Source organism: Acidimicrobiia bacterium (genome assembly GCA_040878325.1).
Taxonomy (GTDB): Bacteria; Actinomycetota; Acidimicrobiia; order Spongiisociales; family UBA11373; genus JAUYIV01.
Genome location: JBBDMM010000012.1, coordinates 24403 through 43581 on the forward strand (window position 1 = coordinate 24403; position 19179 = coordinate 43581).

22 protein-coding genes and 1 tRNA gene are annotated in these 19179 nt (G+C 67.3%); 4 read left to right on the top strand and 19 right to left on the bottom strand.

All coding sequences use genetic code 11. From position 1 onward, the window contains the following. Nucleotides 1–43: 43 nt before the first annotated feature. Nucleotides 44–1804 carry a hypothetical protein gene (locus WD184_06895; GenBank protein MEX0826456.1) on the bottom strand — a complete coding sequence of 587 codons (1761 nt, stop codon included), beginning with the start codon at nucleotides 1802–1804 and terminating at the stop codon, nucleotides 44–46. A gap of 56 nt (nucleotides 1805–1860) precedes the next feature. On the opposite strand from WD184_06895, the gene WD184_06900 reads away from it, so the two are divergent. After that, nucleotides 1861–2355, top strand: coding sequence for a GNAT family N-acetyltransferase (locus tag WD184_06900; GenBank protein MEX0826457.1), 495 nt, complete (start codon nucleotides 1861–1863; stop codon nucleotides 2353–2355). 31 nt (nucleotides 2356–2386) lie between these two features. Continuing rightward, nucleotides 2387–3421 (top strand): adenosine deaminase, encoded by a 1035-nt coding sequence (gene add, locus WD184_06905; protein ID MEX0826458.1) that lies wholly within the window; start codon nucleotides 2387–2389, stop codon nucleotides 3419–3421. 9 nt (nucleotides 3422–3430) lie between these two features. Here add and WD184_06910 read toward each other — a convergent pair whose 3' ends face one another. From WD184_06910 to WD184_06980, 15 genes are all read right to left on the bottom strand, one after another. Continuing rightward, nucleotides 3431–4234: a lysophospholipase gene (locus tag WD184_06910; protein MEX0826459.1), complete on the bottom strand. Its 804-nt coding sequence runs from the start codon at nucleotides 4232–4234 to the stop codon at nucleotides 3431–3433. Beyond that, nucleotides 4231–5724, bottom strand: coding sequence for an aminomethyl-transferring glycine dehydrogenase subunit GcvPB (gcvPB, locus tag WD184_06915; GenBank protein MEX0826460.1), 1494 nt, complete (start codon nucleotides 5722–5724; stop codon nucleotides 4231–4233). Before gcvPB ends, WD184_06910 begins: the two co-directional genes overlap by 4 nt. Next, nucleotides 5717–7051, bottom strand: a complete 1335-nt coding sequence (gcvPA, locus tag WD184_06920) for an aminomethyl-transferring glycine dehydrogenase subunit GcvPA (protein MEX0826461.1) — start codon at nucleotides 7049–7051, stop codon at nucleotides 5717–5719. Before gcvPA ends, gcvPB begins: the two co-directional genes overlap by 8 nt. Next, complete coding sequence (gene gcvT, locus WD184_06925) at nucleotides 7051–8094, bottom strand: glycine cleavage system aminomethyltransferase GcvT (GenBank protein ID MEX0826462.1); 1044 nt, start codon at nucleotides 8092–8094, stop codon at nucleotides 7051–7053. The genes gcvPA and gcvT overlap by 1 nt, the downstream gene beginning before the upstream one ends. 42 nt (nucleotides 8095–8136) lie before the next feature. Further along, nucleotides 8137–8667, bottom strand: coding sequence for a hypothetical protein (locus WD184_06930; protein MEX0826463.1), 531 nt, complete (start codon nucleotides 8665–8667; stop codon nucleotides 8137–8139). Further along, nucleotides 8570–9043, bottom strand: coding sequence for a MerR family transcriptional regulator (locus WD184_06935; GenBank protein ID MEX0826464.1), 474 nt, complete (start codon nucleotides 9041–9043; stop codon nucleotides 8570–8572). Before WD184_06935 ends, WD184_06930 begins: the two co-directional genes overlap by 98 nt. 235 nt (nucleotides 9044–9278) lie before the next feature. Next, a complete protein-coding gene (locus WD184_06940) occupies nucleotides 9279–9764 on the bottom strand; it encodes a bifunctional nuclease family protein (GenBank protein ID MEX0826465.1) in 486 nt (161 codons plus the stop codon). A gap of 4 nt (nucleotides 9765–9768) precedes the next feature. Next, the gene (hpt, locus tag WD184_06945; GenBank protein ID MEX0826466.1) at nucleotides 9769–10341 is read right to left on the bottom strand and encodes a hypoxanthine phosphoribosyltransferase; all 573 of its coding nucleotides are present in this window, start codon (nucleotides 10339–10341) and stop codon (nucleotides 9769–9771) included. Further along, complete coding sequence (locus WD184_06950) at nucleotides 10338–11375, bottom strand: serine hydrolase (GenBank protein ID MEX0826467.1); 1038 nt, start codon at nucleotides 11373–11375, stop codon at nucleotides 10338–10340. The genes hpt and WD184_06950 overlap by 4 nt, the downstream gene beginning before the upstream one ends. Further along, entirely contained in the window at nucleotides 11375–12064 is a 690-nt protein-coding gene (locus WD184_06955) for a MerR family transcriptional regulator (GenBank protein ID MEX0826468.1), read from the bottom strand. The genes WD184_06950 and WD184_06955 overlap by 1 nt, the downstream gene beginning before the upstream one ends. Beyond that, nucleotides 12061–12474: an FHA domain-containing protein gene (locus WD184_06960; protein ID MEX0826469.1), complete on the bottom strand. Its 414-nt coding sequence runs from the start codon at nucleotides 12472–12474 to the stop codon at nucleotides 12061–12063. Before WD184_06960 ends, WD184_06955 begins: the two co-directional genes overlap by 4 nt. A 106-nt stretch (nucleotides 12475–12580) precedes the next feature. Continuing rightward, entirely contained in the window at nucleotides 12581–12958 is a 378-nt protein-coding gene (gene gcvH, locus WD184_06965) for a glycine cleavage system protein GcvH (protein MEX0826470.1), read from the bottom strand. A 69-nt stretch (nucleotides 12959–13027) separates the two neighbouring features. Then, entirely contained in the window at nucleotides 13028–13576 is a 549-nt protein-coding gene (locus tag WD184_06970; GenBank protein ID MEX0826471.1) for a CDP-alcohol phosphatidyltransferase family protein, read from the bottom strand. Then, entirely contained in the window at nucleotides 13573–13980 is a 408-nt protein-coding gene (locus WD184_06975) for a hypothetical protein (protein MEX0826472.1), read from the bottom strand. Before WD184_06975 ends, WD184_06970 begins: the two co-directional genes overlap by 4 nt. Before the next feature lie 125 nt (nucleotides 13981–14105). Next, nucleotides 14106–14756: a hypothetical protein gene (locus tag WD184_06980; protein ID MEX0826473.1), complete on the bottom strand. Its 651-nt coding sequence runs from the start codon at nucleotides 14754–14756 to the stop codon at nucleotides 14106–14108. Between WD184_06980 and WD184_06985 the strand changes: the two genes are divergently transcribed. Beyond that, nucleotides 14749–15288, top strand: a complete 540-nt coding sequence (locus tag WD184_06985; protein ID MEX0826474.1) for a septum formation family protein — start codon at nucleotides 14749–14751, stop codon at nucleotides 15286–15288. The genes WD184_06980 and WD184_06985 overlap by 8 nt on opposite strands. Before the next feature lie 26 nt (nucleotides 15289–15314). On the opposite strand, the gene WD184_06990 is transcribed toward WD184_06985, so the two are convergent. After that, entirely contained in the window at nucleotides 15315–16505 is a 1191-nt protein-coding gene (locus WD184_06990) for a glycine C-acetyltransferase (protein ID MEX0826475.1), read from the bottom strand. After that, on the bottom strand, nucleotides 16502–17566 hold the full coding sequence (gene tdh, locus WD184_06995) for an L-threonine 3-dehydrogenase (GenBank protein MEX0826476.1): 1065 nt from the start codon (nucleotides 17564–17566) through the stop codon (nucleotides 16502–16504). Before tdh ends, WD184_06990 begins: the two co-directional genes overlap by 4 nt. Nucleotides 17567–17846: 280 nt before the next feature. On the opposite strand from tdh, the gene WD184_07000 reads away from it, so the two are divergent. Further along, a complete protein-coding gene (locus WD184_07000) occupies nucleotides 17847–18845 on the top strand; it encodes a hypothetical protein (protein ID MEX0826477.1) in 999 nt (332 codons plus the stop codon). 223 nt (nucleotides 18846–19068) lie between these two features. Here WD184_07000 and WD184_07005 read toward each other — a convergent pair. Further along, nucleotides 19069–19145 (bottom strand) — tRNA-Pro (locus WD184_07005). Nucleotides 19146–19179 lie beyond the last annotated feature (34 nt).

Consider the following 19179-nt stretch of genomic DNA (forward strand, 5'->3'; position numbering starts at 1 on the left):
ATTGGGATGTCACAGGTACCGGGTCGATGACGAGCCGCTCGCCTTATCCGGCGAGCTCTCGCGCCTGCTCGATCCAGCGGTCGTCGAGGATGCGCCTGCCGTATACGGGAAGAACAGCACCCACCAGCTCCACATCTTGGTCGGTGAACTGCGCTATTCGGCGGAATTCGGTGATTCCCATCCCGTGGAGGATGTCCCGGATCTTCGGGCCGATTCCCCGGATGAGGGTCAGGTCGTCCGGGCCGGTCCTCTCCGGAGGACTCGTAATCCGGGCGATCAGAAGTTCCTTCTCCTCGACCACCACTCGCAGCCGGCCGATCCGCTCGAGTAGCGGTGCCGTCGCAGAATCCACCGCCCTCGCCACTCGCTCGCGCAGCAGCCGATCCCATTCTGCGTAGGTGCGGGTTGTCGCCTCGATCTTGGGCTGCTCGGAGGCTTCGAGGGAGATCCGGCGCTGCATCCGGGCCGACCGCTCCCGTTCGGTGGCCAGAGTCCCCTTCACTCGCTCGAGCTCTCCCCGCAGCGCGGCCGCCTCGTCATGTCGCTCCAGTTCGACGATCCTCGTGCGGGCCTCGGTGAGGTCGGACTGGAGCCCCCCTAGATGCTCGAGGACGGCGAGGGCCTCGCCGTGCGCACCCTGAACCCCTATCAGATCTCGCTCGGCGCGGGCGAGCGCGAAAGCGGCATCGTCCCTGGCCTCGGCAACCGCCTTCACCTCTTCCTCCAGCTGCACGATCCGCCGCTCTCGAGCTTCGACCTCGACATAGAGGCGCTCCATCGAGCCGATCTTGTCATTGAGTCGGCGGAGCTCGGAGTCGCGGGCCGCCGACAGCGCGGCCAGTCGAGCCTCGAGGTCGGCGATCTGCGCGTCGCGAACCACCAGGCGGGCGGCACCCCGATCGGTTTCACGGGCCGCCCGTTCGAACTCGGATGCCCGACCCGTCTGGCGAGCCACTTCCGCGGCGGCGGCGGCGACGCGGCGATCGGCCTCCTCCCGGATCTCCTCGATGGACAGCCGCATCCGATCGGCTTCGCTGCGGGCCGTCGCCAACTCCGCGCGGAGGCTCGCCTGCGAACGCTCGTCGACGCCGAGGCGAAGGGTGAGCTCGGCGATCTGATGGCGCAAGTGCGCTGCCTCCACATCCGGCTCGGGTACGGGGATGGCGGCAAGGGCGGTCTCGAGCTCGGTGATGCGAGCCGTGGCCGTCGCCAACTCGTCCTCGAGGAGAAGGTGATCGGAGCGAGAGCCGAGGCTTTGGGCCACTTCGAGACGGTGGCGAAGATCCCGCTCGGCGGCAGCGTGAGTGGCGACCGCATTGCGCATATCGGCCAGTTCGGCGTCGAGGTGCCCGATGCGGTCATCATCGAGCGGTGGCGGCGGAGTCGCCCTGGCCGACGCGGCGCGTTCGGTCTCGAGGTGGGCGAGCTGTTGCTCTGCGGCCTCGAGCAGGGAGCGGACGGCGGAGATCTCCGCGTCGGCGCTGGCGAGGGCGTCGCGGACGTCGTCGGCGCCGGCTTCGAGGAGCAGTGCTTCTCGTTCAGAAGCATCGAGGCGGCGCCTCAGCGCGTCGGCGTCAGCCCTCACCTGGGCGAGGAGCGCAGCCGCAGCCCCCGCCGACCAGGCAGCCTCGCGCTCGCCTGCGGACACGATTTGAATTGGTGGAGGCACTCGAGGCTCGCCGGGCGGGATCGGCGGCGGGCCGGCGCCATCCCTTTTCCGGCGCGACCGCAGGTAGAGGATCGAGAACCCGCCGAGGAGCACGACTACGGCGACTGCAACGGCGATCGAAACGTCCACGGGCACGGGCCGAGTGTACGGAACCCGCCCGCCGCCGGGGTGGGCGGAGTAGCTTCGGACGGATGCGGGTGCGCCTGGCGACGCGGTCTGACCTTCTGGCGATAGGGAGGGTCGCCGATGCGGCGGCGTGGGAGACCTACTCCGGCCTGCTCAAGCCCGATACGATCGCCCGCCTGCTGTCTCTCCAGTATTCGCCCGCCGCGGTGCGGCGTCGTCTTCTCCGAGGCGGGATACGAGTGGCAGATGCGGGCCGAGCGGGAGTACTTGGCTTCGCCGACGCCGATGTCGACTCAGGGCAGATTCGCCTCGGCGCGATGTCCACCGAGCCCGCCTACCGGCGGAGCGGGGTCGCCAAAGCGTTGCTGGCGTCGGTACGGGCGTCCCACCCGTGGCATCCGGTTTGCGCCGACGTCCTGCTCGGGAATCTCGATGGCGAGCGCTTCTACGAGTCGCAGGGCTTCGCGCCCGGCGAGGTGATCGAGGGGCGTCTGTTCGACGAGGAGGTCGTCGAGAGACGATGGTGGCTTGCTCCCCCGATCAGGGGAGCCTCGATTTGATGGTCCCAATACCTGGCTAGATTCCCGCCCGATGTCAGATCTACGCAAGTGGCCCAAGGTCGTGCTCCACGACCATCTCGATGGCGGGGTCAGGCCGCAGACCATGATCGACCTGGCGCCCACCGTCGGCTACCGCGACCTCCCGTCCACCGATCCGGATCTCCTGAAGCAGGCTCTGTATCAGGGCGACGCCACGTCGCTCGAGGAGTACCTCGCCGCCTTCCGGTTCACCTTTGGGGTCATGCAGACCCCCGAGGCGATGCGCCGCGTGGCATTCGAGTCGGTCGAAGACCTGGCAGCAGAAGGAGTGGTCTACGCCGAGATCAGGTTTGCACCCAGCCTCCATCTGCGGGGGGGCATGACGCGGGGCGAAGCGATTGCCGCAGTGCTGGAGGGTTTCGCCGACGCCGAAGAGGCGTTCGGCGTGCCGGCGCGGGCGATCATCGACGTGATGAGACAGGATTCCGACTCGATGGACGTGGCGGCGGCGGCAGTGGAGTTCGTTGGACGCGGTGTCGTTGCGATCGACCTGGCCGGGCCCGAGGAAGGGAATCCGGCGGCTGCCCATGCGAGGGCGATCGAATTGGGGCGATCCGCCGGGCTGCACGTCACGATCCATGCCGGGGAAGGGGCCGGGGTCGATTCGATCGCCGGAGCGCTGGCCGTCGGCGCCGAGCGGATCGGCCACGGAGCTCGGATCATCGAAGACACCGAGTGCGTCTCCGGAGAGATCGTCGCCATGGGAGACGTGGCGATAGAGGTGCACGATCGTCGCATCCCCCTGGAGCTGTGCCCGACATCCAACCTTCACACCAAGATGTACCCGACGGCAGCCGATCATCCATTCGGGGCGCTATATCGCGCCGGATTCGTGACGACCCTCAACACCGACAATCGGTTGATGAGCGGGATCGACATGACCCACGAGTTCGAGGTGATCGAACAGGACCATGGGTTCGTGGAGGAGGACTTTCGCAGGGTGACCCTGGCCGCCGTCGACGCAGCGTTCTGCGATGAAGCGACCCGGGAGCGGGCACGGGCTCGGGTCGAATCCGGCTACCAGTAACCCATCGACCTACTGGGCCTCGATCCAGGCGGCCACGGTGTCGATGGCGGTCACGCCGCCCTCCTCGTTGAAGCTCTCATGTCGGAAGGATGGGAAGAGCACCCTGTTCACTCCCGGCAGAGCGACGAGAGGGGCGCTGATCGGTGGAGGGATGATGGAATCGGCGCCGCCGTGGATCACCAGCGTCGGGATCCTCAACTCGGCCACCTGACTTCGTACCCGGCCGGCAGCCAGGAGTGCTTCCCGCCCCAGCCCGAGGGTGGTGCTGTGGTGGTTGAGCGGGTCGGCGAAGTACCGCTCCCCCACGGTCGCATCTCGGGACAGGCGAGAACCATCGAGGCCGTTCGGAATCTCCTTGTGGGGAACCAGTTGGCCGAGAATCCGCGCCGCGACCTTCTTGTAGAGCGGCATGGCCGAATCGATGGCCGGCGCCGAGAGCACCAGCAGGTCGGGCTGAGGCCGTTCCGAGAGCGCATACGAGGCGGCGATCAGACCACCGAGTGAGTGACCCATCAGCACCACTGGAACGCCCAGGAGCCGAGCGGCATCGAGGTCGCCGACCAGGTCGTCGAGGTAGTCGTCCCATCGATCGAGGGCGGCGCGCCGCCCGCCGGACCGGCCGAAGCCTCGCAGATCGGTCGCCCGCACATCGTGCCCCCGGGCCGCCAAACCTGCGCCCACGTGCTCGTAGCGACCTGAATGCTCGGCGAGTCCGTGGACGAGCACAACGGCGGATCGAGGCTCGGGAACGGCCGCCCAATGCCTGGTGAACAGCTCGAGGCCGTCGTGCCCGGCTCGCGAACCGGTCGTCATGATTCGCGCTCCATGTCCCAGGTGAGAACCGGCTTGCGGGCTGCGAGCGCGTCGTCGGGTCGTGACACCGGCGTCTGGTGCGGGGCATGGTGGAGGGATTCCGCATCGGTGACGGCGAGGCGGACGATCGCGAGCAACGCCTCGCCAATGGCCTCGACCGTCTCCGGGGACTCGGTCTCGGTCGGTTCGATCATCAACGCTTCCTCGACGATCAGGGGGAAGTAGACCGTCGGGGCATGGATCCCGTAGTCGAGGAGGGCCTTGGCGACGTCCATCGCCCGCACCCCGGTGCGTCTCTTGAGATCGGCCGCCGAGGCGACGAACTCATGCATGCAGGGTGCCGGATAGGGAATCTCGTACGGCCCGGACACGAGACTGGCGAGATACCGGGCATTGAGCACCGATCGCTCGGCGACCCGCCGCAGACCCGGCCCACCCAGTGCTCGCATGTAGGTCAGCGCCCGCAGCACGACGAGGAAGTTGCCGTGGTGGCCATGAACCCGTCCGATCGAGGCTGCCGGCATCTCCCATTCCAGCCGGTCGGCGCCTCGCCGGGGCAGCGGCCCGGGGAGGAACTGAACCAACCGATCGACCACGGCCACCGGCCCTGCCCCGGGCCCGCCTCCGCCGTGCGGAGTGGCGAACGTCTTGTGGAGATTGGAGTGGACGATGTCGAAGCCCATGTCCCCGGGTCGGGCCACCCCGAGAATGGCGTTGAGGTTGGCGCCGTCGTAGTAGACCAGCCCGTCGACTTCGTGGATGAGGCGGGCCATCTCGACGATGTCCTCCTCGAAGAGGCCCAAAGTGTTGGGGTTGGTGAGCATCAGGCCGGCGACGTCATCGGTCACCGCGGCTCGAAAGGCCTCCAGGTCGACCATGCCCCGCTCGTCACTGGGAAGGTGGGTCACCTGGTACCCGGCCAGGGTCACCGACGCCGGGTTGGTGCCGTGAGCCGAATCCGGGATGAGGATGGCTCCTGGTCGCCGACCCTGGGCGCGGTGGTAGGCGCGCATGATCAGCAGGCCGGTCAACTCGCCGGCGGCGCCGGCCGGGGGCTGGAAGGTGGCCCGGGACATCCCGGTGAGCCGGCACAGGATCTCCTCGGCCTCGAGCAGCACCGCCAGGGCACCCTGTGCCGTGTGGGCCGGCTGCGACGGATGGAGGTTGCGAAAGGCGGGATGCTCCGCCGCCCAGTCGCACACCTTCGGGTTGTATTTCATGGTGCACGAGCCAAGCGGGTACGCCCCGAGATCCACCGCAAAGTTGCGGTGCGCCAGCCGCGTGAAATGCGCCACCAGGTCCCGCTCCGCCACCTCGGGCAGCGGCGGGGGCGCCGACGCCATTTCGGGGTGATCGATGATCGAGTCGGGCACATCGAGTGCCGGCAGCGACCACGCTCGCCGGCCCGGGGAGGACAGGTCCCGCAGGGTCGGCTCGGCGCCGCCGCCCATCAGCGGAATCGACGTGGCCCGACCGCCGGCTTCAGCCATCGGCGATCACCTCCCCCAGTGCCTCGGCATACCCGTCGAGTTCGGCGCGGGTGCGCTTCTCGGTGACGGCGACCAGCAGCCCTCCCGGGAACTCGGGATAGTGGTCGGACAGGGGGATTCCGGCGAGGAAGCCCCGCTCCGCCATCGCGGCGATGGCGTCTTGCGGATCGATGGGCAGCAGCACAGGGAACTCTCGGCCGAAGGGAGCGTCGACCGCAAGGTGAATCCCGCGGATGTCGGCCAGACGGTCCGCCAGGTATCGCGCTTTCAGCATCGACTGTCGGCCGACCTCGGCGAGCCCGTGCGGCCCGAGCCAGGCGAGGTGGATCGCGGCGGCGATCGCGTTGAGGGTTTGGTTCGTGCAGATGTTCGACGACGCCTTCTCGCGGCGAATGTCCTGCTCGCGGGTCCGGAGCGTCAGTGTGTAGGCGTGCCGCCCCTCCTGGTCGACGGTGGCGCCGACCAGGCGCCCGGGGATGCGGCGGATCAGGTCCATCGTGGTGGCGAAGATGCCGACGACGGGACCCCCAAAGGACATCGGATTGCCGAGCGGTTGCCCCTCGGCAAAGGCGATGTCACAGCCGGCCGCGCCCGGGGTTCGGAGCACACCGAGCAGCATGGGATCGACCTCGGCGATGGCGAGGGCACCGGTGGCCCCGGCGACCTTCACCGCCGCGTCGTAGTCCTCGATCACTCCGAGACTGTTTGGCTGCGAGAACACCACCGCCGCAGGCTCCGGAGCGGCATCCGACGCCCACGCGGTGCGGCCACCGACCATCGGATGTTCCACGACTTCCAACTCTCGTGCCCGGGCGAACGTCGCGATCATCTCGCGGGTCTGCGGATGTACTCCTCGCGAAACCCACACACCCTTACGCCCGGTGTGACCCACCGCCAGGTTCACCGCCTCGAGGCCCGCGGATGCGCCGTCGTAGAGGGATGCGTTGGCGGCGGGCAGGCCGGTGAGGTTGGCGATCATCGACTGATACTCGAACAGCGCCTGGAGGACACCCTGGGCCACCTCGGGCTGATAGGGGGTGTAGGAGGTGACGAACTCAGGGCGCATGGTGAGCGCCCTGACCACCGGGGGGAGGTGATGGTCGTAGATTCCCCCGCCGGCGAAGCAGATCAGCCCCGGCGTGTTCATGGCACCGAGGGCGTCGACGTGGCGCATCACCTCCAACTCGGAGAGAGGCTCGGGAAGCCCCAGGTCGCCGTCGACAAGGACATCACCCGGCAGGTGGGCGAACAGGTCGGAAGGTTGGTCGAACCCGAGCGCGGACAGCATCCGGGAGACATCGGCCTCGGTATGCGGCGTGAAGTCCATCAGGTCACCAGGAACGGAGGATCGACCCTCGACGCCTCGACCCATTCGCCCCGGATCTCGACCTCGACCGGTGCATCTCCGTCACCCGGGTCGGGGCTGAGGAACCCCATCCCGATGCCGACCTCGAGGGTGGGGCTGAAGTTGCCGCTGCTGACCGTGCCTGCGGACCCACCCGACCGCAGGAGGTACCCATGGCGCGGCACCCGCCGATCGCCGAGGGCGAATCCCACCAGCCGCTTGGGCAGGCCCTCCTCTCGTTGGCGGAGGAGGGCGTCTCTCCCGATGAAGTCGTGGTCCCAACCGACGACCCACTCGAGGTCTGCCTCGAGTGGAGTGGTTTCCCGGTCCAGGTCCTGACCCCAGAGCGGGTACCCCATTTCGAGGCGCAGCGTGTCCCGAGCCCCCAGGCCGCACGGCTCGGCTCCGGCGGCGATGAGCCGTTCGAGCACTCCGGTGGCTTCCGAGGCCGCGACGAGGATCTCGGCCCCCTTCTCTCCTGTGTATCCGGTGCCTGCAGCGATGATGGCCCCCGGCTGGATCACCCGGAAGCGCACGGGATGCGCGCCGATCGCCTGGTCGAGGACGCCGGCGCTGAGGGGGCCCTGCACGGCAAGCAGGGCGGTGCCCTCCCTGATGTCCTCCACGGTGGTGGCATTGTCGGTTTCGGCGACGAATCGGGCGATCACCTCGTCGGCGTTGCCGGCGTTGGGCAGCACGATGAAGTCGTCCGGAGCCAGCCACCACACGATGATGTCGTCCACCACTCCCCCGGCCTTCTCGAGGAGCATCGTGTATTGGGCTCGCCCGGGCTCGACCCGGTCGATGTCGTTGCAGAGCAGCGCGGAGACCAGGTCCCGCGCCCGAGGGCCTTGCAACCGGAATCGGCCGAGGTGGGACACATCGAACACCCCACAGCTGCTGCGCACCGCCCGATGCTCGGCGAGGGTTCCCTGGTACTGCAGCGGCATCAACCATCCGCCAAAGTCGGTGAAACGGGCTCCGAGGCGCTCGTGAGCCTGGTGCAGCGATGATCGGGCGGGCACGAAACGCAGGTTAGAGCCAAGAGTCAAGACTCTTGAATCTTCCTATCCCGCTTCGCTGGCTCCCAGTTTCACCACGTCGACAGGGCCGGGAATCCTGGTGGGGGCCGGAGCCTCCTCGAGGGCGTCTGGTGGCTCGAGGTCGTACTTGATGAGAAGGTGGAGGAAGTCACGCTGGTAGAAGATCTTGCAGTTGACATGCGGGTGGTTCTCGCGCAGAAGGCGAACCTTGCGGTTCTTCTTGGTGACGAGCTTCTGATTCATCGTCGTGATCTCGATGAAAAGGTCCTCGTCGGGCAGGTAGAAGTCGGGGGTGAACCATCCGACCGCATCACCCTGGACTTCGAACTCGATCGGGAAGGACTTCGGCTCGTATTCCCAGGCGATCCCGTAGAAGTCGAGGAGTCGGGCGAACTGTCGCTCGCTGTCGTGGGCGAACTCGACCAGGTCGGCCGGGGTCTGGAAGTCGACGGTCAGGTCAGGCCTCCAGGCTGGCGGGTAGCGAGGCGGCTGGTTCGACTGTCTCCGGGAACAGCCTGAGGATGTCGCCTTCGAGCTCCTGCTGGACGGGGCCAACGGCGATGCCGAACACACCCTGGCCACGGCGGAAGACGTCGACCAGCTCGTCGGCGCTGTGGGCGGCGTAGATCGTGGTGCCGTCCGACAGCAGCGTGACCCCTTCCAGCGGAGTCTGGCTTTGGAGCTGGTCGCGCAGCAGGTCCATGGCCTGGCGGATCTTCTTGAGGCTCATCCCTGCATCGAGGAGTCGCTTCACCACCCGGAGCTGAACGATGTCTCCGAAGGCGTAGAGGCGCTGGGATCCCGATCCGCTGGCGGTCTGCAGAGAGGGCTTGAGTAGGTCGGTGCGGGCCCAATAGTCGAGTTGCCGATAGGTGATCCCGACGATCTTGCAGACCTGCGGGGCGCGGTACCCCTGTTGTACGTCAACCACGACGCCTCCTGACCTTCCCAGAGCTTACACCACCGTAATTCCCGATCGGGAACTACCGGCATGAAGTTAGGAAGCGCGGGGGTGGTTGTCAACAACCCCTGTGGATAAGGAGAGCCTCGCTGGGCTCGGCCGCCACGGCTACAGCCCCAGCCACAGCCAGACCGATCGAGGCTGTCCGAGTGTCCGGAGCAATTCTGGCTGGAGCCGGAGCCGGAGCCGGAGCCGTACTTCCGAACTACCCGAAATCCTCCGGCGTGACGTCCTGGAGGAACGAGCGGAAGCGGGCGACCTCGTTCTCCTCGTCCTCGTCACGAATCTCCACGCCGGCCTCGTCCAAGACCGCCGGCAGAACCGAGATCGTGGCTCCGGTGCGAGCGGCGAGGGCGATCGAGTCCGAGGGTCGGGCGGACACGACGATCTCATCGCCGTCCCGGACCAGCACGAGGTCGGCGTAATAGATGCCGTCGCGCAGTTCGGTGACCACCACCCGGTCGACCCTGGCACCGAGCGCCGCGGTGATCTCTGCGAGCAGATCGTGAGTCATCGGGCGCTGGGGCTCCACACCCTCGATCGCGAGGGCAATTGCCGTCGCCTCGTTGGTTCCGATCCAGATGGGGAGGAACCGGGTACCGCCAATCTCCCGCAGCAGGGCGATCGGAGTGTTGGTCGGCAGCTCGATCCGCACTCCCACCAGTTCGACGGGGATGCTCTCGTTACTCACCCGATCAGACTATCACTGGCCCCTCGAAGACCGCGCGGGCCAGGACCCCCGGATCGTCTCGAAACTCGGCGAGATCCAGCACCGCCCATAGGGACGGCACATTGCGGTAGCGGCCGTCCCAGTCGAGCCCGTATCCGAGCAGGAACTCGTCTCCCACCTCGAAGCCGCGATAGGCCAGGTCCACGTCCACGATGCGCCGGGTGGTCTTGTCGAGCAGTGTGGCGGTCGCCAGCGATGCCGGGCCCCGCGTCTCGAGCAGCCCGAGCAGGTAGCTCAGGGTGAGGCCGGTGTCGACCACGTCCTCGACGATGATCACATCGCGTCCGGCGATCGAGGTCGCAGAATCCATGGCGATGCCCACCCTCCCCTCCTCGCCGAAGCGGGTGAGGCTCAGGAAGTCGATCTCGATCTCCGGAGGCAGATGGCGCGAGAGGTCGGCGAGGAAGGGAACTGCGCCGTTGAGTATGCCGAGCAACACCGGCTCCCGGCCCCGGTAGTCGGCGCCGATCTCCTTCCCCAGCTCGGCAACGCGATCCATCAGCGCCTGCTGGGTCACCACCTCGGTGAGAACGGTCACGCGCCACCTCCCAGGACCACCGGAAGCAAGAGCCTGAAGGCGTCGTCGAGGGAATCCGTCAAAGGGGTGCTGGTCGGTGCTCCCGGGTTTCCGCCGTCGAGCGGCCCGGCCGCGGCGACTCGAGGGAGGTACCACTCGGGGAAGTCGATGGTGAGATCGGTGCCGGACGCCGCGGCGAAGAAGCGGTCACGAGGCCCCAGAGCAGTCTGTCCCCATGCGATCAACTCGCGGGTCATCTGCCGCCGATTGCGCGAGCCGAGAACCACGACGAGGTAGCCGTCGTCCTGGCCCTCGGTGTACGACAGGAAGGTCTGTCCGGCCGCAAGGGTGTCCCCGGTCTTCAGGCCATAGAGCCCGGGGAACACACCGAGGTCGCGGTTGGTGGCGGTCAGCTCCATTGGTCGCCCGCCGGGATCGAAAGAGATCGCCTTGATCCTCGAAAGCCGCAGTATCTCCGGATAGGCCAGCCCGGCGCGGCCGAGAAAGATGAGGTCGCGCGCGGTCGACAGGTGGCCGGCGGTGTCGAGGCCATGGGGGTTGACAAACACTGTCCGGGTCATTCCCAGGGCCTCTGCCCTGTCGTTCATCAGCGCGACGAAGGCGGGGAGGTTGCCGGAGACATGCTCGGCGAGGGCCACCGCCGCGTCGTTGCCGGACTGCACCAGAATGTTCACCATCAGGTCGCGGACGGTCCACACCTCGCCCTGTCTGACGTCGGGTTGACCGACGTAGCCGATGGGGGTGGCGTCAGCGGCGGCGCTGATCACGACCGTGTTGGTGAGGGCCGCCCGTTCGGCCACCAGGATCGCCGTCATCAGTTTGGTGATCGAGGCCGGCGCCCGTTGGGTGTCCGGGTTGAAGGAGCCGAGCTCGGCATCCTCTCCCACCGACCACACCATCCACGAGGTTGCATCCACCGTGGGCGGCGCCTCGATCGGAAAGCAAACCATCGGAGGGGTCGGCACCTGAATGGGCCGCAGGCCGTTCGATGGGCCGAGCACCGTTGCGAGGGCGATCGCGGCAAGGAACGACATCAGCGGCCCAGTGTCTCGCGCAGCTCCGACCTCACCAGGGCCTCCTGCATCTCGCGGGCCGCCTGGGCGACGTCGGCGAGGACCTCAGCCGCCTGGCGGCGGCTGGCGGGGCTGGCATGGCGCAGCAAAGGGCCTACCAGCTGCCGGAAGAGATCCACTTCCCGGTTGGCGGCGAGCCGGATGCCGCGCAAGTGCCGCGCCTCGAGCCCATGGGTGATCAGGCGATGGGCCGCCTGCACCACCGCCAGATCCTCGTCGGTGAACTCGGCCGAACCAACTGACGGGACCTCGAGTACCCCGTGCTCGATCAACTCGTCGACCAGTCCAATCGGCACCCCGGCCGACCGAGCCAGTTCGTCCCGGTCGAGCTTGATCTCGGACGCGGCGAAGTAGGTTTCCGGTGGCGGACCGGCGGGAGGTGCCATCGTCGGCTCTTCGCCCCGCTCCCAGGCGCTGAGTTTCCCCTTGATCACCCTTAGGGGGAGGAAGTGGTCCCGTTGCTGGCGGAGGATGTAGCGGACTCGCTCGACGTCGACCTCGCGGTAGGAGCGATATCCCGACGCGGTTCGCGGAGGATGAATGAGACCTTCGCTCTCGAGGAAACGGAGCTTCGAGATCGTCACCGAGGGGAACTCGCCTCGAAGGAGATCGGCGACGTCCCCGATGGTCAACTGCTTCTGTTTGGTCATGCGCCGCGAGCCACCACCAGGTGGAAGCGACCGATGATCACTTCGTCCCCCGGTTCGAGGGCGGCCCCCTCGGTACGCCGGGCATTCACGTATGTTCCGTTCGTCGATCCGCGGTCGCGCACCCACAGGTGGCCGCCTTCGACGACGAACTCGGCGTGCTGGCGCGACACGGTGACATCGTCGAGAAAGATCGGTGCCTGCGGATCGCGTCCCGCCGCGGTCATCCCCTCGGGGAGGCTCCAATGGAGGCCACGCTGGGGGCCTGAGGCCACGATCAACGCGTAACCGGCCAGGCCGGGAATTCCGGCAGCTGCCTCGCGGTCTCGGAGCGAGTGGATCTCGGCAAAAGGATCGATCTGCTCGGTGCGATCGCGGTCGTCCTCGGGGTGCGAAGAGGGGGTTTCGGGCACGGCGCAATGGTACTGCTGTACTCTCGATTACCGGTTGAGGGTGCGAGGAGTCGTCGAGGCGATCGCCCTCTTGCTGTCGGCTGTGGGCTGTCGGCTGTGGGCTCTCTCAGGCGATCAGCGCCCGGTAGCCGTCATGGTCGAGGAGGCCCTCGAAGGCAGAGGCGTCGTCGGGCTGGAGCACGATGAACCATCCGCCGCCGTAGGGGTCCTGGTTGATGACCTCGGGCGACGACGTGAGGGCGCTGTTGACCCGCACGATGGTGCCGGCCATCGGGGCGTAGATCTCCGCCAGGGACTTGGTCGATTCGACCTCCGCGAACCGTTCCCCGGAGCCGATCCGGTTGCCGACCGCGGGCAGGTCGACGAACACCACGTCACCAAGCGCATCCTGGGCGTAGTCGGTGATACCGACCCGCACGTTCCCCCCTTCGAGCAGCGCCCATTCGTGCTGGTCCGTATAGCGACGGTCTTCGGGAACGTTCACCCACTTCTCCTGGCTCGATTTCCGTGTCGCAGGATACCGACCGGTACGCGGCCGCCGGGCCGCTCACCCCTATCGGCCCCTGGCCCGCAGAGCCCGTCGGACGTCGCCGGCGTACTGCACGGCAACCACGTAATAGAGCACGAGCGAGGGGATCACCACGACCCATGCAAACCAGGCCCACGGGTCGGCGCCGGTGCCCGCGTACATGTAGAAGGCCGGTATCGCAAAGTAGAGGCCGAAAGTAGCCACCTTGCCGAGCCGGCGGACGTCGATGCGGCCGCGACCAGCGATGGCAACCAGCAACGCCCCGATGGCCACTACGGCCTCGCGTGCAATGAGCAGTGCGGCGATGAGCCATGGGAGTGCCCCCGAGATCCAACCGACGATCACCGCCGCGGCCACGGCCATTCGGTCGGCGAGCGGATCGAGCACCTTGCCCACCGCAGATACCTGATCGAGGCGGCGAGCCAGGTACCCGTCGACCCAATCGGTGGCACCGATGAAGCCGAGCAGGAGCGCGGCGCCTGTGTATTCGTCTCTGCCAAGCACCAACCACACGAAAACGGGAACCAGAAGCACCCGAACGAAGCTCACTGCGTTGGGGAGCGTGAAGATCACTGCGCCGGGCGCACCCGGAACGGGATGCGAGCCAACTCGGCGCCTTCCTGCTCCACCACGAAGACGTAGCCGCCCTCTCGCGGGAATCGCACGTTGCCGAAAGCGCCGACCAGCGGGACGACGGTAGACGCTCCTGCCGGAAGCGACGATGGTGCTCCGACCCGCAGGTTGCCCTGCGACTCGACCCCCAATTCCGCCCCGTCCTCGTCGAGCAGGACGATCCGCAGGGGTAGGTCCCGGTTGCGATCCCCGGGGCCGACCTCTGCCACGAGCACCACTGCCAGGCTCCGGTACACGACGGGGAACGAGCGCGCGGTGATCGTGTCGAATGCTCCACCGAGGACATACAGCTTGCCCGCAGTGACCTGGGCGGCATCGGCCAGCATCGCCGACGTGAGCCTCATCGGGAGAACCCCTCGTAGATGCGCCCGACCCCGAAAGCGACGCGGTCATTCCAGTCGAGCGCCTCGGCGCAATGGTGGTCGGTCCCCCGCAGCATGGCCGGACTGTAGTTAACCCGACCGCGCCGCTATCCCTCGGCGGCCTCCCAGGTCGCCGACGACTTGATCGCACTCTGTGCGTGGAGGAACAATCCGGCATGCTCCTGCCGGGCGTCGAGCAGACCGGCCAGATCGAGTGATGCCCAGTCGATCGCCTCAGCGGCCGCCCGGTCGAGATCGAGCACGGTGAGACCCGGAGGCGGAGTATCGCCCTCGAACTCGAATGGCTCCTGGCACACGTCGAACGACTCGAGTCCGGGCCAGGTCTCGAACACTGCGGGGAGAAACACCCGGGCGACGGGCACGATTTCGGCCGCGTACTCGTCTGGCGACTTGGCGGCGAGTGGCGTGAGGTAGACGGCGAGGTGGGTGGCCTCGGGCGACTCCTCATACGTCTCTAGGTCGATGAGGGCGGCTCGTCCGAGCCGATAGCCGAGAGGCTCGAGGAGGGGATCGAAGATCGCGGCGAGAGTGTCGAAATCCGTCGTCGGCAGGTCAGTGCCACCGGAGGGAAGTGTCAGGGTGACGGTGGTGGCGGTGGTGGTAACAACAGTTGATGACGTCGACGCGGGAAGCCCGGTGGTCGTCGGGGAGGCGTCGGTGGTCGATGACGGTGAGGCCGCGTCGTCTCCGCAACCGGCGAGGACAAGGAGCAGGAAAACCGCGGCAAGAATGCGCATCGTCGGGGATCATAACCCGGCGGTGCAATACACTCGTTGGGCCCAGGAAGTGAGCAATCCTATGCGGCTGGTGAGAATTGCGATGCTGCTGACCCTCGTCGCGGCTGCGTGCGGCGACGACTCGCCGAGCCGTGACGAGTTCGGGAGAGTGGATCGCCCCCAGGAGCTCGCGGTCCCGCAGCTGCAAACCGGCGACTGCTTCAACGATCCGGAGGCCGATCAGCTGGGGGCGATGGAAGTGGTCGAGGTGGTGCCCTGCGAGCACCCCCACGACACCGAGATCTTCTACTCCTTCACGCTCACGGCAGGTCAAATGCCGGACGTCGACACGATTAGGGAACTTGCTGCCGGTCAGTGCTTCCCGGCCTTCGATGCGTTCGTCGGCATCCAATTCGAGCTGTCCGCCCTCGATGTGTTTCCTCTCACGCCCACCGCGCAGCAGTGGGACGACGGGCACCGCACTGTGCACTGCGTGCTATTCAATTACGACCTGAGCGAGCTGGTCGGCTCCGCCCGCGGCACCGCACGATGACCCGGTGCCGGTTCGCCCGGTGGGCCTCAGGAAACGACCCCAAGGGATCGTCCGACTAGCCCGAAAGCCTCGACGCACCGGTCTAGATCTTCATCGGTGTGTCCTGCCGACACCATCGCCCTGATCCTCGCGGTCCCCCGCGGCACCGTCGGGTAGGCGATCGCCTGGGCGAACACCGACCGCTCCTCGAACAGCTGGCGGGAGAACCCCTGAGCCACCGCCTCGTCCCCAAGGATCACCGGGGTGATCGGCGTCTGGGTATGGCCCGTATCGAACCCGAGCGATTGCAAAGCGCTGCGGAACCGTTCGGCATTGGCCCACAGTCGGTCGACCCGCTCGGTTGATCCCTCCATCACATCGACGGCCGCGATGCACGCAGCCGCGTCGGGGGGCGTGACCGCCGAGGAGAAGAGAAATGGTCGCGCTCTCTGGCGGAGCCAGTCGACCAGCACCTGGGGACCGGCGACGTACCCCCCCATCACCCCGAACGCCTTGGACATCGTGCCCACTTCCACTTCGACCCGGCCGTGGAGGCCGAAGTGGTCGACGATGCCGCGGCCACCATTGCCGAGCACCCCCTCGCCATGGGCATCGTCGACCATCACCATGGCCTCGTGCCGATCGGCCGCAGCGACGATGTCGTCGAGCGGGGCGATGTCCCCGTCCATCGAGAACACGCCGTCGGTGATGACGAGTATCCGGTTGGCTCCAGCCTGCCGCGCCTCGGTGAGCACCCGGTCGAGATCGTGCATGTCAGTGTGCTGGTACACGAACCGCGCTGCCTTGCAGAGCCGAACTCCGTCGACGATCGAGGCGTGGTTGAGTGCGTCCGACACCACGGCATCCCCCTCGCCCACCAGAGCCGCGACCGTGCCGAGGTTCGCCACGAAGCCCGACTGCAGCGATATGGCCGCCTCGACCCCCTTGAAGCGAGCGAGCCGGTCTTCGAGCTCGGTGTGGATCGCCATCGTTCCGGCGATGCTCCTGACGGCGCCGGGGCCGATGCCGTGACGGTCGAGCGCGGCCTTCGCCGCCGCCACCAGCCGCGGGTCGTTGGCCAGGCCCAGGTAGTTGTTGGAGCAGAAGTTGAGAACGCTGCGCCCGTCGATGTCGAGCCAGGAGCCCTGGGCGCCGTCGATCTGGCGGATGGTGTTGTAGAGGCCCTGCTGCTTCAGCGAGGCGATCTCGTCGCGCAAGAACCCGATCTTGTCGGTCACGGTGTCTCCAGCGGGCCGTCGGCATCGGCCGGGTCGACGAACATGACGACCTTGCCACACTCGCCAGAGCCCATCAGGTCGAAGGCAGCGTCGAAGTCCTCGAGCCGGAATCGGTGGGTGACCAACGGCGTGAGGTCGACTCCCCCACTGCGCAGGAGGGCGTTGCCCTCGTACCAGGTGTCCCACAGGCGTCGCCCGACGATGCCATGGACGGTCGCACCCTTGAAGACGATGGCGTCATCGAGGTCGAACTGGAACGGTTTCGAGGAGAGTCCGAGCAGGGCGGCGTGGCCCCCGGGTTTGAGCACCTCGAACCCTTCGAGGATGGCGCTCTCTGCCCCGCTCATCTCGAGGAGGACGTCGACGCCCTCGCCGTCGGTGGCGCTGAGGATTCCGGCCACGATCTGGTCGCGCCGGGGATTGAGCGTCAGGGTCGCCCCCATCTTCGCGGCGAGCGTCAGTCGGTAATCGCTCACGTCGGTCGAGATGACGCTGCGCGCCCCGAGCGCTCGTGCCACCGCCACCGCCATGATCCCCACCGGTCCCGCTCCAGTCACCAGGACCTTGCGGCCGGCGACCGGTGGTGTCGAGGCGGCGTGGACGGCGTTCCCGAAGTTCTCGAGCAGGGTGGCGATCGAATATGGCGTGCCCGGGGGGTTCGGCCAAGCGTTCACCGCGGGGATGGTCACATATTCGGCAAAGGCACCGTCCCGGTGCACTCCGAGGATCCTGGTCTGGGGGCACAGATGGCCCCGCCCGGTGCGGCACCAGGCGCAGTCGCCGTCGACCACGTGGGATTCGAGGGAGACGAGGGTGCCGATCGCCGGAGCCGTCACGCCGGGCCCGTGGGCCTCGACGATTCCGCAGATCTCATGGCCGACGACGAGTGGTGGGAGGACGTGCTGTGCCGCCCAGGAATCCCAGGCGCGGATGTGGAGGTCGGTGCCACAGATAGAAGTTGCCTTGACCCTGACGAGCACCTCGCCCGCCGCCGGCACCGGGGTAGGTCGGTCGACCATTTCGAGGCCGGGGCCCGGACCTGCTTTGACGACGGCTCGCATCAACCGTGAGGGTATCGGACGGCGAAGCGGGCCGTGGCTCGAGGCCCCGCGATCAGCGGGCGGCGCCGCGCATCGAGCCCGAGAGCTTGGAGAGATCGACCGCGTAGATGGCGCACAGTGCACCGCGGTCCCCCCCCGCCGCCCAGGATTCCGCGGTGGGCACGATCGAAAAGACGTCGAGGTCGATGGTAGCGAGAAGGTCCCTGCTCCCGAGTATGTGGCAGGCCGAGTGCCCCACTGAGGGCTGTTCACAGGACACGAGAGAACATATGCTCTGCGAGTGAGGCGCGCCACTCTTCTCGTGGTCATCTTCGTGGTCTTGGCGGGGTGCGGCGACGACTTGGCGCCGACGGGAGGTGGCGGGGTCACGACCACCCTGGAGTCACACGACAACACGATGATGCCGGCAACGACTTCCACGTTTCCCACAGTCGGCACGACCACGACCGGCGGATACACCTTGGACGAGGGGGGCAACCGGATAGTCGAGGCGAAGTCGGGTCCCGTCGGGTTCACCTGTTCGAATGCAGTCTTTCCCGGCGGCGCGGCCCCGCAACCGGTGGCGTCGGCGATCGATGTGGCTTCCTTGGTCGCCAATGCCGGCCCTCCCGGAGTCGATCAAGACGACTTCTTCGACCTCTATGCCTGGTCGATCTACTTCGAGGCCGCTGACTGGGTGTCGCTCCTCGGTGTTCCGCTGTTCCGCGACGAACACCCCGATTGGTACGTAGGCGCATACGGCAATGCCGAGTTTGTCGGTGGGCACGGGCATTGGGCACAGCTCGCTAGCGGCTGGTGCGATGTGAAGCCGCATCCCGGCACGTTGCCCGTCGGTGTCAGGTCTCTGGTCGAGTTGTGGTCTGAGGACTACCGAGAGTTCACGGTGCAGAGGACGGTCGAGGGGCCGTCGGACGGCGACTGGGAGGTGATCGAGGAGATGATGCGATCGGCGTGGGTCCATCTGGTGTACCCGCCGCTGCCGTCGGACTGGAGGCTCGCCGGCTCCCCCGATCCAGGATCGCATCGGGTATCGATCGAGGTCCAGGAGAGGAACTGCGCCAGCGGTCAACCGCCGGTGGACCGCGGCATCGAAGTGTTGTCGGTGCCCTACGGGGATGGTCTGGCGCTCGTCGTGATCATCGAGCCCGTCGAGGGTGGGGCACTATGCCCCGGGAACCCCTGGTATCCGATCGCTGTCGATCTGGGCGAGCCACTCGGCACTCGGGCTCTCTACGAGGCCAGGACGTGGCCACCCACGATGATGTGGTCTCAGCCCTAGGACGCCACCCATAGGCATGCGGCATGAAGGGGACTCCCAAGCGGCTCAGCTGGATCCGTGGCTTGGAGTTCCCTAGGGACCTCCAAGCCACCCGATAGGCGGCCGCCGTTCCTGTGTGTCACGGCCGCCATGGGGTTGGGGCCCCATCTGGTGGAGGAGGGCCGACCGGCGTCTGTTCGGCGGTTCGGCGGCGTAGCCGCCGAAGTCGGCCCGGGCAGAGATATGGTCGGGCTGGCCGGATTTGAACCGGCGACCTCTTGGCCCCCAGCCAAGCGCGCTGCCAAGCTGCGCCACAGCCCGTGTGGACGAGCATGGTACCGCCCGCCAGAGTGAT

Coding starts and splice junctions, on each gene's coding strand:
- WD184_06900 (MEX0826457.1), top strand. CDS start 1,861: ATGCGGGTGCGCCTGGCGACGCGGTCTGACCTTCTGGCGATAGGGAGG.
- add (MEX0826458.1), top strand. CDS start 2,387: ATGTCAGATCTACGCAAGTGGCCCAAGGTCGTGCTCCACGACCATCTC.
- WD184_06910 (MEX0826459.1), bottom strand. CDS start 4,234: ATGACGACCGGTTCGCGAGCCGGGCACGACGGCCTCGAGCTGTTCACC.
- gcvPB (MEX0826460.1), bottom strand. CDS start 5,724: ATGGCTGAAGCCGGCGGTCGGGCCACGTCGATTCCGCTGATGGGCGGC.
- gcvPA (MEX0826461.1), bottom strand. CDS start 7,051: ATGGACTTCACGCCGCATACCGAGGCCGATGTCTCCCGGATGCTGTCC.
- WD184_06950 (MEX0826467.1), bottom strand. CDS start 11,375: ATGTCGTTCCTTGCCGCGATCGCCCTCGCAACGGTGCTCGGCCCATCG.
- WD184_06955 (MEX0826468.1), bottom strand. CDS start 12,064: ATGACCAAACAGAAGCAGTTGACCATCGGGGACGTCGCCGATCTCCTT.
- WD184_06975 (MEX0826472.1), bottom strand. CDS start 13,980: ATGAGGCTCACGTCGGCGATGCTGGCCGATGCCGCCCAGGTCACTGCG.
- WD184_06985 (MEX0826474.1), top strand. CDS start 14,749: ATGCGCATCGTCGGGGATCATAACCCGGCGGTGCAATACACTCGTTGG.
- WD184_06980 (MEX0826473.1), bottom strand. CDS start 14,756: ATGCGCATTCTTGCCGCGGTTTTCCTGCTCCTTGTCCTCGCCGGTTGC.
- tdh (MEX0826476.1), bottom strand. CDS start 17,566: ATGCGAGCCGTCGTCAAAGCAGGTCCGGGCCCCGGCCTCGAAATGGTC.